The sequence below is a fragment of the Shouchella patagoniensis genome (assembly GCF_002019705.1).
GTDB lineage: Bacteria > Bacillota > Bacilli > Bacillales > Bacillaceae_D > Shouchella > Shouchella patagoniensis.
Map to the genome: position 1 here is coordinate 3,866,038 of NZ_KV917377.1, position 14,522 is coordinate 3,880,559.

The window sequence follows — 14,522 nt, forward strand, 5'->3', positions numbered from 1 at the left end:
TTCACTCAATAACAAAAATGACTTCAATAAAATGGGCTTCTATTTTTTTGTTAACAATTAGGCATCCTAAAAAAATCTTTTCAAGAAATTATCCCAATTGAAACAATGGCCTTACACTGATAGCGTAAAGTAGAGAGAAAAAGGAGGCTATGTCATGAAAAAGCAGGCAATATTGGTATTGGTTGCCCTAGGGATATTATCAATTTACGCCGAAGAAGCGGGCGCCAAAGAGAAAACGGTTCGTATTTTACATACAAATGATTCTCATGGTAGGGCATTTGAAGGTGAGTTTGACGGCATGGGCTTTGCTAAGTTAAAAACAATGATCGAAGAGAATCAGGGAGAACACTCCCTTTTGCTTGATGCTGGCGATACATTTCACGGCACAACATTTGCCACTTTGGATCAAGGTGAATCCATACTGAAAACATATAATCAGATTGGCTATGATGCACTTGTGCCTGGAAATCATGATTTTAATTATGGACTTGACCGCTTGCAAGAGCTTGCGGAGATGGCGAATTTCCCAGTTATTGGAGCGAATGTGCTTGATGCGTCTGGTGACCCATTATTTGAGCCTTACATTTTACGCGAAGTGAATGGTGTGACACTTGGTATTTTTGGTTTATCAACTCCAGAAACTGCTTATAAAACCCATCCAGACAATGTGAAAGAGGTTGTATTTGATGACCCATCTGTTACAGCAGCGAGAATGGTGAAGGAGCTAGAGGAAGAAGATGTGGATGTCATTATTGGTTTATCACATTTAGGAATTGATGAATCGAGTGTGGACACAAGTGAAAAAGTAGCTGCTGAAGTCCAAGGTATTGATGTGATAATTGATGGACATAGCCATTCGATTTTGACGCATGGTGTTGAGGCAGGCAACGAGACGTTAATTGCAAGTGCTGGAGAATATGTGCAAAATCTTGGCATCGTTGAATTAACATTTGAAGAGGATGAATTGGTAGAGAAAAAAGCATGGTTAATGAATCAAGAAGATGCTGGTGAGCCAGATGAAGAAGTGGAATCACTCTTAACCGATATGGAGGCAAATCAACAAGAACTGTTGGCAGAAGTTGTGGGCAAGACTGCAATTAAACTAAACGGTGAGCGTGAGCATGTACGGGTTGAAGAAACGAATCTTGGCAATCTCATTGCTGATGTACTGCGAGAAGCAACTGACGCTGATATTGCCTTGACAAATGGCGGTGGGATTCGCGCATCGATTGCGCCAGGTCAGATTACAAAAGGAGACCTTGTTTCTGTTTCACCGTTTGGTAACTTCGGAGTTACGAAAGAAGTGACTGGAGCTCAGTTGATTGAGTTGCTAGAGAATGGTGTAAAGGCATACCCTGAACCAAGTGGTGGTTTCCCGCAAATTAGTGGATTTACTTTTGCATTTAATCCAGATGCTCCATCTGGTAGTCGTGTCCATTCAGTTGAAATTGCTGGTGAGCCAATAACTGAAGATACAACGTATGTGTTGGCTACAAATGACTTTCTAGCAGCAGGCGGTGATGAATATAATCAATTGGCTGAAGCCCCTTTAGTAAATGAGTTTAATGCGATTGATGAGCTGCTAATGAATTATTTACAGAGCGCAGGTGAGATCGCGCCTGAAGTGACGGGTAGAATGATTGTAGACGAGGGAATAGAACCAGGGGGAAATAGCGAATCAGCGCTGTATATCATTCAACCAGGAGATACATTATTTGAAATTGGACTCAACCACAATCTTCTTTGGACAACATTGATGGAATTAAACCCACATCTTTACGATAGCGATCTTATTTACGCAGGTGCAACAATTAAAATTCAGTAAGGATAGAGGAGCCTTGCGAGAATCGTCGAATAGGATTGTAATGAAAGGAGTGAGGAGGAGTGAAACGTTCTCGAAAACTCATGATGTTTAGTATAAGCTTTTTGATGCTAGTTGGGTGTGGAAGAGAAGATGAGACAGGTGGAAATAAAAGCATCATTCAACATAATAATCAAGAAGTAGGGCAAATTAGCATCGCTCAAAATACATTTGCCAATACACTACTAAGTGAAGTATGGAAAGAGAACAAGGGCGAGAATATGCTAGTCTCACCATACAGTGTTTATCATGCTCTCTCGATGCTCTATACTGGGGCGGATGCTCAAACGAAAGAAGATCTAGTAGAATTGTTAGAGCTTCAACCAAATGATGCAATTGGCCCTGCACTAAAACAACAACTAGATCACCTCCATAATACTGATATCGAACTTCAAGTTGCGAACTCAGTCTGGTATGGCAATGGAGCGATCTTATTTGATGATTATATTGCAGACATGGAAACAATGTTTGATGCAGATGTAAGCGATGAACTTACAGTGGATGGAATCAATTCTTGGGTGAATGAAAAAACCAAAGGGCGTATTCCAACAGTCGTCGAAAAGATTAAAGAGGATACAATTGCTTATCTAATCAATACCGTTTTTTTTGATGCCAAATGGGGTGAACCGTTTACAGAAACGCCAAACCAGCCGTTTTATTTAACAGAGAACAAGTCAATTGAAGTTCCATTTATGGCGTTAGAAACAACGATGCCTTATGTGAAAACAGAGGAAGTAGAAGTTGTAAAAATCGCATATGAAGACCCGCGTTTCTCGATGCTTGTGGCTCTACCAAATGAGTCAGTTACTGATCTTGGCGAATCGATTAAGCATTTAAGTGAACTGTCTTTTAATGAAAAAGCTGTTGAAGTCAAGCTCCCGTTATTTACATTTGAACAAAAACATAACTTAGAACAAATCCTTTCAGCGATGGGGATGGCTTCGTTGTTTGAAAATGCATCACTTAATCAAATGTTTGAAGCGATTCCAGGTGCTTATACGTATATTGATGAGGTCATTCAAAAGGCAATGATTGAAGTAGATACGGAAGGGACAGTTGCAGCTGCTGTAACTGCGGTTGGAATAACGCTTGAAAGCTCAATTGAAATGGATCATCATACAAGATTCGTAGCAGACCGTCCTTTTCTATATGCCATTCTTGATGAAGAGACAAACATCGTGTTATTTGCGGGTGTGATGATGGATCCATCTGAACAAGGGGATTTTGAGTAAGACAGCAAAAGCTGTCTTTTTTTACGTTTTTATGTATAGTAGACTATACATAAAGTAAAGTTTAGTATACAATAAAATTGGAAGAAGGTGGATTATGACAATTGAGAACCGAGTAAGAGAGTTAAGGGCTGTAAAAAGAATAACGCAAGGAGACCTAGCGGAAAAGGTTGGAGTAACAAGGCAGACAATTGTCGCATTAGAAAAGGGAAGTTATTCACCTTCTTTGTTGCTTGCTTTACAAATTGCAAAGGTTTTTGATACGACGGTTGAAGCGGTTTTTTATTTAGAAGAGGAGTGATCTTATGCGGTTTTGGATTGGAGTTTCATTTTCCTTTGTAGCGCTTAGTCTATTTACGTGGCAGCTAATTGAGTATTACCGAGCATCTTTAACATTGTCTGGATCAGAAGGGACATTCTTCTTTCTTAATTTAACACCGGGTTTTCTTTTATTCATTTTGATGATTCCTTATGGTTTTTACCTTCGCTATATGACAAAAAAGAATAAAGTCCCGCTTAAGGAATTGATGCTTATTCCACCTGAATTTAAAGAACGTGATGAGCGTGAAAAGGAAATTACGGCAAAAGCATGCCGTGCTTCTTATATGAGTATGTTCTACATCTATCCCGTTTTGGCAGCATTTCTGATTGTGTATCCCCTTATTCAAAATGTACTTCCATATTTGCCAATCGTTCTCGTAATGGTTGGTCCATTGTTGCAAATCTTTGTTTACTTGTTTACATGGCGTAAGGCTAATACAATATAACTGAAGCATATTACAAAGAGTGTACGAACAATTAGAACCTGTATTTTATAGAGCGATAAGTCACGATGCTAATCGTTCTCAGGTTTATGCTGTGTGCTTCAAAAAAATCAAGTTACATGTGGTTTTACTGCATAAAACGTTAAGCCTTAGAGAAAAAACATTTTTATTAAGTAGAGGTGAAAGCATGAATAAACAAACGGTTTTATTAATAATTGACATGATTAATCCATTTGATTTTAAAGGTGCTGAACAACTCTATCCGCTTGCATACAAGTGTGCGGAACAGGTAGCGAAGTTAAAAAAGCATATGCAAGATAAAGGTTATCCAGTTATCTATGTAAATGACAACTATGGGGATTGGAAATCAGAGTTTACACAAGTATATAACCATATTGTTAACGCTGGTTTGCCAGGGGCGCCAATTGCTGAAATCTTAGCACCAAGTGAAGAGGAGTATTCCGTTTTAAAGCCTCAATTCTCTGGTTTTTTTGCAACACCTCTTGATATGTTATTGAAGAGGATGGACGCCAAGACGTTAATAATAACTGGAGTAGTCGGGAATATGTGTATTGAATTCACTGCGAATGATGCCTATATGCTAGGTTATGATTTGCATATCCCAAAAGACGGATTTGCTTCAATTACAGAGGAGGAATACGACCGCTCACTTGATCACTTCAAGACGATTTTAAAAGCCGATGTTACCCCAATTTCTACCATAATAAATTGAGGAAAGCTATTGACGTCACGAACGAATCCGGTAAAATAAGACATGTTAGCACTCAATGTGGTTGAGTGCTAAAAGTAGTTGATAAGAACGAGGGAGTGTTTGCAATGGAAAAGAAACAATTTCAGGCAGAATCAAAACGATTGCTCGAAATGATGGTTAACTCAATCTATTCTCAAAAAGAAATATTCCTACGTGAATTGATTTCAAATTCAAGTGATGCGATTGATAAGATGTATTATCGTTCACTAACTGATGAGTCACTTGATTTTGAGCAAGGAAGCTATGCGGTTTTTGTAGAAGCTGATAAAGAAAAACGGACGTTAACACTTAAAGATACAGGTATTGGTATGACAAAAGAAGAGTTAGAATCAAATCTAGGTACAATTGCCAAGAGTGGTTCACTCGCTTTTAAGAAAGAAAATGAGATCAAAGATGGCCATGATATTATTGGTCAGTTTGGTGTAGGTTTTTATGCAGCATTTATGGTTGCAGATAAAGTCACTGTTCTTAGCCGTTCAGTTGATAGTGATCAAGCATACTTATGGGAATCTGATGGGACAGATGGCTATACAATTGAGCCAGCAGAGAAAGCAGAAGTTGGTACAGAAATTACGCTTCATATAAAAGAGAACACGGAAGATGAATCGTATGATGAATATATGGAAGAGTATCGTTTACAGCAAATTATTAAAAAGTACTCTGACTTTATTCGCTACCCGATTAAGATGAATGTGACAGTTAGCAAACCAAAAGAGGATAATGAAGAAGAGTACACAGAATTTGAAGAAGAGCAAACAATTAATAGCATGGTGCCAATCTGGCGCAAAAACAAGAGTGAACTGACGGATGAAGATTATGAGCAGTTTTACCAAGACAAGCGTTACGGTTTTGATAAGCCTCTTGAGCACATTCATGTTGCGGTTGATGGAGCTGTTCGCTATAATGCGATTCTGTTTATCCCTGAAAATACGCCATTTGATTATTATTCAAAGGAATATGAAAAGGGTCTTGAACTTTATGCTAATGGCGTTTTGATTATGGAAAAAAGTGCCGAACTCCTGCCAGACTATTTTAGTTTTGTAAAAGGGATGGTTGATTCCGAAGATCTGTCTTTAAACATCTCACGTGAAATGTTACAGCATGATCGCCAATTACAATTAATCGCTAAAAATATCAAATCAAAGATTAAAAGTCAGCTAAAGACGATGTTGAAAAAAGATCCGGATAAGTATGAAACATTTTACAAAGCATTTGGTCGTCAATTGAAATTTGGCGTATATAATGACTTTGGCGCCAACAAAGATGATTTACAAGACTTGCTTATGTTCTATTCATCTACAGAAAAGAAGCTTGTCTCACTTGCTGACTACGTTTCTCGCATGAAAGAAGGACAAACACAAATTTATTATGCAACTGGAGAGTCAACAGAGCGAATTGCGAAATTGCCGCAAACGGAGATGGTGGCTGATAAAGGTTACGAAATTCTCTATTTCACAGAAGATGTCGATGAGTTCGCTATAAAAATGCTCCGTGCTTATGATGAAAAAGAATTTGTCTCTGTTTCTAGTGCAGACTTGAAAATGGAAGAAGACGAAAAAGAAGACAGCACGGAATCGGACACTGAAAACGATGAGTTGTTTGAAAAAATGAAAGAAATTCTTTCTGGTAAGGTCAAAGATGTGCGCGTGTCAAAACGATTAAAAACACATCCAGTTTTCTTAGCGGCAGATGGAGAGATTACGCTAGAAATGGAAAAAGTTCTGCAAGCAATGCCAGACAACCAAAATGTAAAAGCAGAAAAAGTACTTGAATTAAATAGCAACCATGAGGTTTTTCAGTCGTTGAAAAAAGCGAATGAAGAAGATTCAGATAAGCTAGCTCTGTACACGAACCTATTGTACAGTCAAGCATTGCTAATTGAAGGATTGCCATTAGAAGATCCAGTTGAGTTTACAAAAGATATGTGTAAAGTAATGGTATAAAAAGAGATAGGACAGGGGAATAAAGCCCCTGTCTTTTTTTATGTAGAAGAAAAAAACGTTGGAAAAATTTTATTTGTATAATTTTTTAGTATGCCTTGCAATTTTGAAATACGATGTTTACCATAGTATAGCGTGTGGTAATTATAATAGATTTCCTTAATGAATTGTCAGATCTTTTACACAATGATTGATAATGAAAATGGTACAGAAAGAAGGGTGAGAAATGGCAGAAAACGTTAAAAAAGGCGGGCTTTTTCAACGCTTTCTAGATATGATTGAAAGAGTTGGTAATAAGCTACCGCATCCAGTTAATTTATTTGCGCTATTAGCAGTTATGGTCCTTATTGCTTCAGCCATCGTTGCCAGTTTGGGTGTATCTGTTGAAGATCCAGCAAATCCTGGTGAAACAGTAGAAGTTCAAAATTTATTAAATGGCGAGGGAATTGCCTATATCTTTTCAAGCATGGTAGATAATTTCATAGGATTTGCACCTTTAGGTGTTGTGTTGGCAACGATGCTTGGTATCGGAGTATGTGAACGAAGCGGTTTAATTGGCGCTGGTTTGAGAGGGTTTGTTCTGTCAATTCCGAACCGTTTAATTACAGCAGGTCTTGTTTTTGCAGCTATCATGTCCAGTGTAGCATCGGATGCTGGTTATGTTGTGTTACCTCCATTAGGAGCAGTTATTTATGCAGCATTAGGACGTCATCCAATGGCCGGTCTAGCGACAGCATTTGCAGGGGTTTCAGGTGGATTTAGTGCGAACTTAATGCTTTCTGCAACAGATCCCATGCTTGGTGAAATGACGATGCAAGCAGCAGCGACAATAGATCCAGCCTATGCGGACCAAATGAATAATGCAATGAACTGGTGGTTCATTATTGCTTCAACGTTCTTAGTCACATTTGTGATCACGTTAGTGTCTGAGAAAATTGTTGAGCCGCGTCTAGGAAAGTATAAAGGAGAGTATACTGGCGACCTCGATAAACTAAAGCCTATTGAGAAAAAAGGTTTAATTTATGCAATGATTTCATTTGCGATATCAGCAGGTTTAATGAGTTTGCTTGTATTCCCAGAATGGGGGCCAATGCGTGGGACAGGCGATAGTCCAATTGTTGTTTCACCATTTATGGATTCTCTTGTTGTTATTATTCTATTACTGTTTTTAATTCCTGGTCTAGTTTATGGGGTAGTGACGAAAGCGATTAAAAATGATAAAGATGTCGCCAATCAAATGTCCGACACGATGGCCTCAATGGGGATGTTTATTGTACTTGCCTTTACTGCTGGTCAGTTTGTTGCATACTTTAATGAATCCAATTTAGGTTTGGTCATGGGGATTTATGGAGGGGAACTACTAACCTCCTTAAATATGGACAGCGTTATGGTGATTATTGGATTTTTAATCATAACAGCATTTATTAATTTGTTTGTAGGTAGTGCTTCGGCTAAGTGGGCGATGATGGCACCTGTGTTTGTGCCAATCATGATGCAAATCGGTTATTCTCCGGAGTTAGCTCAAGCGGTTTACCGTGTAGCTGATTCTTCTACAAACATTATAACTCCATTGATGACTTACTTTGCAATCGTTATTGCCTTTGCGCAGAAATACGATAAAAATATGGGCGTTGGCACATTAATTTCGGTTATGTTGCCATTCTCTATTTGGTTATTAATTACATGGGCAGTATTTATTATTGTTTGGATCTTTACAGGACTTCCATTAGGTCCAAATGCCCCTGTTCTATATCCATAAGTGTAAAAACACCATATCCGCTTAGCGGATATGGTGTTTTTCGTTTATTAGTACTTATTTTTACAAAAGGGTTCATAACGTTTATCTCGAATAAATTTAATAAGGTAACGGGGAAAGGAGAGAAAAAAAGATGAGCTCAATTCCGATGGACTTATTTTCAAAACAATTTCATCAAAGTCCCTATACGTATTATAAAGAGATTCGACCGCACCATCCATTTGCTAAAGTGAAGATTCACAATGGGGTCCAAGAATCTTGGATGGCTTTTTCTTATGAAGCGGCAGAGGCGGTACTGAAAGACGAACGTTTTATTAAAGATATGAAGAAGGTATTTTCAGAGGAAGTGACTGAAGAAAATTTGACCCCGATTGCGCAAAGCATGTTATTTGTGGATCCCCCTGATCACAAGCGGTTGCGGAGCCTTGTGCAGAGAGGGTTTACCCCGAAAATGATCGGAAGACTTAAGGGAAGAATAGAGGAAATTGCGCGAGAACAAGCGCTATTCATGCAAGGCAAAGAAAGTGTCGATTTTATTGAAGCCTATGCATTCCCTATCCCGATTATCGTTATTTGTGAACTTCTTGGCATTCCGTCTGAAGATCGTCATGACTTTCAGCGGTGGTCCAATATTATGGTTGAGATTAGTGACGAGCCAACCTTTAATGAGGATTTTCAAGCAGCAATGTTAGAGTTTCATCAGTATTTAGAAAAACTAATTGGGGCAAAACGCGAGCAACCTCAAGACGATTTACTGTCTGAGTTGATTCTAGCGGAGGAGGGAAAAGATCGTTTAACCGTACGAGAGCTTTATGGTGTCATTATGTTATTGATTGTGGCTGGACATGAAACAACCGTTAATTTAATTGCAAATGGCGTGCTCGCCCTATTAACACACCCTGATCAATTAAAGAAACTAAAAGAAGAGCCTGCACTTACTGCGCAGGCGGTAGAAGAACTATTACGCTACAATGGTCCAGTAGAATTTAGTACGGACAGGTGGGCGAGGGAATCGTTTGAGTTTATGGGCCAACAAGTAAATAAAGGAGATCATGTACTTGTTTCTTTGGCTTCAGCGGACAATGATTCAACTGTTTTTAAAGATCCAGAAAAACTGGATATTACCCGTGAAAAAAGCCCTCATCTCGCTTTTGGGAAAGGCATTCACTTCTGTCTTGGAGCACCGCTTGCAAGGTTAGAAGGGGAGATAGCGATTCGAGTGTTGCTCGAAAATTATCCAAACCTTTCGCTCGATGCAGAATTATCGGAGCTAGAATGGCGCCAAAGTTTAATCATTCGGGGATTGAAGAAATTACCATTAAAACTTGTTTAAATAGTGCACATTCTCGATCCACTTATTACGATAATAGAGATGGTTATTCAGGTACAATTCCATTAGTTCGTACCGAAAGACTGAACGTGGCAATGTCGTATATGGTGTTTATAGAGGTACTGTTAGGTGTTCTGCTTCTGTATGCCCGATTTAATGAATGAAAAAAGGAAAGACAATCTTAAGATTGTCTTTCCTTTTTTGTTAGATAGTAGCCAAATCACGTGTTAGATCGTTGAGGGAACAAGGTTGAAGCAACGGTTGTAGATCCACTCGTAATCCGCTTGTGTTAGGTCACGAGGATTACCAATTGTTTGTGGGTCTTTTAATGCTTCTTTTGACCAACGCTCTACTTGTTTTGGATCAACGCCTTGTTGTTCAAGAGTTGGTACTTCAAGTTCTTCAACAAGGTCGTACATATATTTGACAGCTGCTTTAGCTGCTTCATTTGTCGTCATGTTCGCTGTATCAATTCCGAATGCTTGAGCGATGCGAGCAAAGCGTCCAGGTGCGCCCATCCAGTTAAACTCCATAACAGGACCCATCATTGCTGCTACACATTGACCGTGAGCAACGGGAACCATACCACCTAGCGATTGGCTCATCGCATGTGCAGCACCAGCCGATTCGCTTCCGTAAGATAGTCCAGCTAGCATGGCTGCTTGAGCCATTCCGTAACGAGCTTCTAAATCATCACCATCCGAGTATGCACGGCGGATGTACGTTGCTGCATATTCAATCGCAAGCAAAGCAACTGCATCTGTTACAGGTTGTGCGTATTTCATTGTGTAACATTCAACTGCGTGTGCAATTGCATCGATACCAGTCATTGCAGTTACGTGAGGAGGCATTGATGTGTGAAGCTCTGGATCAATAATTGTTAGGTGAGCAGCGATTAACGGGCCTCCAGTGTTAAATTTGTATTCGCGCTCTTCATCTGTAATCACCGCCCATTGTGTTACTTCGGAACCTGTCCCTGCTGTTGTTGGGATTGTTGCAAGTGTTGGAATACGATTTTCTAGTGGCTTCTTGCCATCAGCAGCTTCATAATCAAGCACTGTACCTTCATGTGTCACTTCAACACCAATCGCTTTCGCTGTATCCATGGAAGAACCACCACCAACGGCAACTAGGCCGTCACAATCATTCTCAAGATAAAATGCAGATCCGCGAGCAATTAAACGCGTAGGAGGGTTTGGTTCCACTTCATTAAATAAAACAACTTCAACTCCTGCATTTTTTAAGCTTTCTTCGACAGGCTTTGTCACACCAGCTTTATAAATTCCAGGATCAGTAACAAGAAGAACTTTCTTTGATCCAAATGCTTTCATTTCGCCCCCAAGATTTTTAATAGCACCAATACCATGTTTGATTGCTGTTGGTACCTCAAATGAATGGTAGCCTAACATCGATTCTATTTTCATGTGCATGCTCATCGAAATCTCTCCCTTTAAGTAAGTTTGATTTATTTATCTATTCACGGAGCGTGTTTCCACGTTTGAAACTGATTTTTATTTAAACCATCCAACGGGTTGCGGATTTTTGTTACGGAAAATATGTTTTACTTCCGTGTATTCTTCAAGCCCGATCTTACCAAGTTCGCGACCAAAGCCAGACTGTTTGTATCCGCCCCACGGGGCTTGTGCAAAATAAGGGTGGAAATCATTAATCCAAACAGTTCCCATGCGTAATTTTCCTGCGACCATTTCTGCTTTATCAATATCAGTTGAGAATACGGCTCCAGCAAGACCATAGATTGTATCGTTTGCTTTTGTAATAGCTTCCTCTGCAGTTGTGAAAGTTTCAACTGTTAAGACTGGACCAAACACTTCTTCTTGAACGATACGCATATCGTTGTTACAGTTCGTAAAGATGGTTGGTTCTAAGAAGAAGCCAGCTTTTAATTCGTCTTGTTCTGGACGCTTTCCACCAACAGCAAGAGTCGCGCCTTCATCTACTCCAATTTCAATATAACGCTCGACTTTTGCACGGTGTTCTGCAGAAATGAGTGGACCGGATTCGGTTGTTTCGTCGAATCCATTGCCAAGCTTAATGCGAGCAGCACGTTCAATAAGTTTTTCAACGAAAGCATCATGAATCGATTCTTCAACAAGTAGTCTAGATCCAGCAGAGCACACTTGACCGGCATGGAAAAAGACAGCGTTTAATGCTTGGTCGACGGCTGTTTCAAAATCTGCGTCAGCAAAAACGATGTTTGGATTTTTACCACCAAGCTCAAGCGCAATTTTTTTCACGTTCCCACTTGCGGCTTGCATGATTTTTTTCCCTGTTTCAATTCCACCAGTAAAGGAGACTAGGTCCACGTCAGTGCTTTCGGATAGAAGAGCACCTACTTCAGAGCCTGTTCCAAGGACAAGGTTAACGACCCCTGCCGGGAAGTCCGCTTCTTCGAAAAACTCAAATACTTTTGCTGTTGTAAGTGGTGTAATTTCACTTGGTTTAATAACAAGCGTGTTTCCGGCAACAAGTGCTGGAGCGAGTTTCCATGCTGCTTGTAAAAGTGGATAGTTCCATGGTGTAATTTGTGAACAAACACCAATTGGTTCACGCACAACTTTGCTAGTTGAATCTGGAAGAGGGCTTTCAATTACTTCTCCACCGTCTTTGTCAGCAAGTCCAGCAAAGTAGTAGAAAACGTTAGCGATATCATCCATGTCGCCAAGACTCTCTTCAAGTGTTTTCCCAGTGTCCAATGTTTCTAAGCGAGCTAATTCCTCACGATTCTCTTTTATTTTTTGACCGACTAAGCGGACCATCTCTCCCCGCTCACTTGCTGGGGTGCTTGCCCAAGAACCTTCATCAAACGCCTTTCTAGCCGCGGCAATCGCTTTCTCTGAATCAGCGCTTGTACCTTCCGAGGCAGTTGCAATAACGTCTTGATTAAACGGATTGATAATATCCCGTTTTTTATTTGCGGTTGCTTCTGTCCATTGTCCGTCGATATACATTTGAATGTGCAAAGGATAGCCACCTTTCATTTTGTTTAAAATATATTAAACGATTAATACAAAACCCAATTTAACATTGAATGAAGATCTTGTCAAAAAAAGAGTCTTCCCTTTTTCAGGAAGACTCAGTTGTCTCGTTTGTATCGTTCAATGATGTCTTGTGCCAAATTTCCAGTTTTAAATTGAGTCACAAGGAGATCAAGAAATTCATAATATTGCAAGGAGGCTTTAATTTTTGCTAGTGTATATTCAGCTTCTTCACGAATTTCTTCAGGAGTATCTTCGTTCTGAACGAGTGCTTCATATTGTGGGACCGCTTGTTCAATTGCCTTCATATTCACATTTCGTTCTCTTTCCCATCTGCGTGTAAAGAAAGAAGTAAAGAATTTAAAAAAGTCTCGTTCGGCTTCGTAAAGATCTTTCCGTTCTCCTTTACGATAAACACGGTGAATAATGTTTTCTTCCATTAGTTTGCGTACACCAATACTCATGCTACCTTTACTCATCCCAAGCTCATCGCGAAGTTCATTAAGGTTCATCGGTTGTTCATTTAAATAGAGCGTCGCGTATAATTGTCCAATTGAACGATTAACTCCGTATATATCCATTGTATCTGCAATGCTATCTTTTATGATTGAATGGATACGGTCAATTTCTTCACGTGCATGTTGTTCATTTTCCATTGAAGCACCTCTTTTTTTTACATAGTACAAATTGTAGCGCTAGTATAGCTGCTTGTATATTATAACGCAAGACAGACTCACATTATTTTTTGAAAGCGTTTATCATTGACAGATGAAGTAGCTATGTTAGTATTATGTCTAAATTGTTTAATTCATTCTAAACAAATTTTACAAAATTATAAGGGGAGATGCAAGGTGAAAAAGAGATTATGGTCAATTATTGCGATTGCTCCACTCGTATTAGCTGCATGCGGGGATGGAGACGCTGTTGAAGGAAGCGATTCAAAAGAAATCGAACTAACTTATGTGGCGTGGGATTCCGAACTTGCATCCAATCATGTCATCAGAGAAGTATTTGAACAAGCAGGTTATGATGTGACGTTAACGGTTGTTGAACAAGGCGTCATGTGGCAAAGCGTAGCCGATGGGAACGTTGATGGCCATGTTGCCGGATGGTTACCAGAAGATATGAAAGCTGATTACGAACGGTATCAAGATCAAGTTGTTGATTTAGGAGCAAACTTAGAAGGAGCACAAACTGGACTTGCTGTTCCTACATATATGGATATTGAAAGCATAGAAGACTTGTCAACCGATGTGGTTGGTGAAATTACAGGAATTGATGCTGGTGCCGGAGTGACAATAGCTACTGAAAAAGCAATTGAAGAATATAATTTAGATTTAGAACTTACTTTAAGTACAGACGCATTTATGACGCAACAACTTCGAGAAAAATATGAAGTTGGTGAACCTATTGTTGTTACAGGGTGGGAACCACATTGGAAATTTAACTCTTTTGAACTTCGTTTTCTTGAAGATCCTTTAGGTGTATTTGAAGCGAACGGAGAAATCCGAACGCTTGTACGTGAAGGATTAGAAGAGGAAGATCCAGATGCATTCCGGATTCTGGACCAATTTTATTGGACTGCTGATGATATGAATGAAGTCATGACCTATATTGCTGAAGAAGGTATGGAAGCGGAAGAAGCAGCTGAATTATGGGTAGAAGATAACCAAGATAAAGTGGATGAATGGCTTGAAGGAATCGAATGAACACATACAAAAAAGCGGGTCGTTGCATAAGCAGCTCCCTGCTTTTTTTGTGGATGAGGATGGTTGTTTTAACAAATAAATGGCTTGTTCGTGGTTGATTAGCTTGTCTTTTTTAAAGTCAAAAGTGATAGAAGAGTGTTTTTGTGATTTTTTTGAAATAGCGTT

General features: G+C 39.4%; 12 protein-coding genes. 9 read left to right on the plus strand and 3 right to left on the minus strand.

What is annotated here, in order from left to right; genetic code table 11:
• Positions 1-154: 154 nt before the first annotated feature.
• The 8 genes from BK584_RS20050 to BK584_RS20085 all read left to right on the plus strand — a co-directional run bounded on the left by BK584_RS20050 (position 155) and on the right by BK584_RS20085 (position 9,655).
• Positions 155-1,825 carry a 5'-nucleotidase C-terminal domain-containing protein gene (locus tag BK584_RS20050; protein ID WP_078394226.1) on the plus strand — a complete coding sequence of 557 codons (1,671 nt, stop codon included), beginning with the start codon at positions 155-157 and terminating at the stop codon, positions 1,823-1,825.
• A 59-nt stretch (positions 1,826-1,884) separates the two neighbouring features.
• Positions 1,885-3,093, plus strand: a complete 1,209-nt coding sequence (locus BK584_RS20055; protein WP_078394227.1) for a serpin family protein — start codon at positions 1,885-1,887, stop codon at positions 3,091-3,093.
• A gap of 94 nt (positions 3,094-3,187) precedes the next feature.
• On the plus strand, positions 3,188-3,391 hold the full coding sequence (locus BK584_RS20060; RefSeq protein WP_078394228.1) for a helix-turn-helix transcriptional regulator: 204 nt from the start codon (positions 3,188-3,190) through the stop codon (positions 3,389-3,391).
• A 4-nt stretch (positions 3,392-3,395) separates the two neighbouring features.
• The gene (locus tag BK584_RS20065) at positions 3,396-3,857 is read left to right on the plus strand and encodes a hypothetical protein (protein WP_078394229.1); all 462 of its coding nucleotides are present in this window, start codon (positions 3,396-3,398) and stop codon (positions 3,855-3,857) included.
• 184 nt (positions 3,858-4,041) lie between these two features.
• Complete coding sequence (locus BK584_RS20070) at positions 4,042-4,587, plus strand: cysteine hydrolase family protein (RefSeq protein WP_078394230.1); 546 nt, start codon at positions 4,042-4,044, stop codon at positions 4,585-4,587.
• Between the two features lie 104 nt (positions 4,588-4,691).
• Entirely contained in the window at positions 4,692-6,569 is a 1,878-nt protein-coding gene (gene htpG, locus BK584_RS20075) for a molecular chaperone HtpG (protein WP_078394231.1), read from the plus strand.
• Positions 6,570-6,792: 223 nt separating this feature from the next.
• Entirely contained in the window at positions 6,793-8,325 is a 1,533-nt protein-coding gene (locus BK584_RS20080; protein ID WP_078394232.1) for an AbgT family transporter, read from the plus strand.
• Positions 8,326-8,455: 130 nt separating this feature from the next.
• Positions 8,456-9,655 (plus strand): cytochrome P450 family protein, encoded by a 1,200-nt coding sequence (locus tag BK584_RS20085; RefSeq protein WP_078394233.1) that lies wholly within the window; start codon positions 8,456-8,458, stop codon positions 9,653-9,655.
• A 224-nt stretch (positions 9,656-9,879) separates the two neighbouring features.
• Here BK584_RS20085 and gbsB read toward each other — a convergent pair whose 3' ends face one another.
• The 3 genes from gbsB to BK584_RS20100 form a co-directional block, all read right to left on the minus strand.
• On the minus strand, positions 9,880-11,088 hold the full coding sequence (gene gbsB, locus BK584_RS20090) for a choline dehydrogenase (protein WP_078394234.1): 1,209 nt from the start codon (positions 11,086-11,088) through the stop codon (positions 9,880-9,882).
• Between the two features lie 75 nt (positions 11,089-11,163).
• Positions 11,164-12,621, minus strand: a complete 1,458-nt coding sequence (gene betB, locus BK584_RS20095; RefSeq protein ID WP_245809024.1) for a betaine-aldehyde dehydrogenase — start codon at positions 12,619-12,621, stop codon at positions 11,164-11,166.
• Between the two features lie 125 nt (positions 12,622-12,746).
• Positions 12,747-13,304: a GbsR/MarR family transcriptional regulator gene (locus tag BK584_RS20100; protein ID WP_078394236.1), complete on the minus strand. Its 558-nt coding sequence runs from the start codon at positions 13,302-13,304 to the stop codon at positions 12,747-12,749.
• Between the two features lie 195 nt (positions 13,305-13,499).
• Between BK584_RS20100 and BK584_RS20105 the strand changes: the two genes are divergently transcribed.
• A complete protein-coding gene (locus tag BK584_RS20105) occupies positions 13,500-14,357 on the plus strand; it encodes a glycine betaine ABC transporter substrate-binding protein (RefSeq protein WP_245808918.1) in 858 nt (285 codons plus the stop codon).
• Positions 14,358-14,522 lie beyond the last annotated feature (165 nt).